Raw genomic sequence first — 1,154 nt, 5'->3', positions numbered from 1 at the left:
GGTGCCCATACCGTCCGAGGTCATCGCCAAAGGCATCCGCGAGGGCGGCAATCGCATCAGCGTGCAGTACCACTTCACGCGCGGCAGCTTCCCCTATGAGTCCGATGTGCTGGACCTGGAACTGCTGCCCCTGACCGGGCTGCCCACGCCGACCATCGACGGGGTGGGCGACAAGGTGCTGTTGGTGCTGGCAGAACTCAACGACACCGCCCGCACGCGTATTCCGGTGTGGAGTTTCATCGCCCCCAACCAACGGATGTGGATGATCTACACAGGTATTTTCGCCGACGGCAGCATTTATAAAGAGCACACCTACACCGCCAACCTGGTGACAGCGAACGGCGTCACCCACGGTATTTTCCCTCCGACCCCGGTGGGCAAACTGCGCCTGCTCAAGGATGGCTCACGGCTGACCATCGAGTTCTGGGTCACCTTGTCCGAAAGCTACGACATAAACTCGGCCGTGCTGTTCGGTGTGCGCGAACACACGGTGCAGGCGCTGGCTTCCACCTTGCCCGCCCCGGCATTTGACAACCGGCCGGGCGCGACCCTGACCATCTACCCGCTGGACTATGAACACACCGCGTCGGTCACGGTGAAATACGACGGCATGAACGGCGAACACGTAATCCGGTTGAAGTGGTTGTTCCCCGATGGCTCCGAGGCCGATATCCCGGCTAAGAATGGTCTGGCCGGCGGTCGTGTGGACTTTGCCATCAGCCAGCAGATCCTCGCCGCCAGCGTGGGTAAAACCATCGAGTTGATGTATATCGCCATGATCAATGGCAGCCCGGTGGACTCCTTCGAACAACGGCTGACGGTGCAAACGATCCGCGAATCGGACCTGCCCCGGGTATTGATCAACGCTAAGGCCAATGGCGACACGCTGGAACTCAATACCTTTACCGGCAACGCCACCGCGGCCCTGGCCAAGTGGCGGTTGAGTATCACGGGGCAACGGGTATGGATCACCTGCAGCGCTCCGGGCGTCACGCCTCTGGAGGTCTTAAGCGCGTACGACATTAACTCACTGGAAGCCAACAATGGCCTGGCGAATAAGACGGTGCTGCGCACCTGGTTGGCGGCGTTGCCGAATAATCAGGAGATCACGGTTAGTTGTGCGGTGACGTTTGATGGAAGTACAGATAGATCAA

The 1,154-nt window shown here is 59.8% G+C and carries 1 pseudogene; it reads left to right on the top strand.

What is annotated here, in order from left to right:
• A pseudogene (locus tag FIV35_RS29760) lies at positions 1–1,154 on the top strand (YncE family protein); the annotation flags it as partial.

This window comes from Pseudomonas rhodesiae, assembly GCF_007858255.1.
Classification (GTDB): Bacteria; Pseudomonadota; Gammaproteobacteria; order Pseudomonadales; family Pseudomonadaceae; genus Aquipseudomonas; species Aquipseudomonas rhodesiae.
Note: the sequence above shows the minus strand (reverse complement) of the source record. Positions and strands in the feature narration are given on the sequence as shown.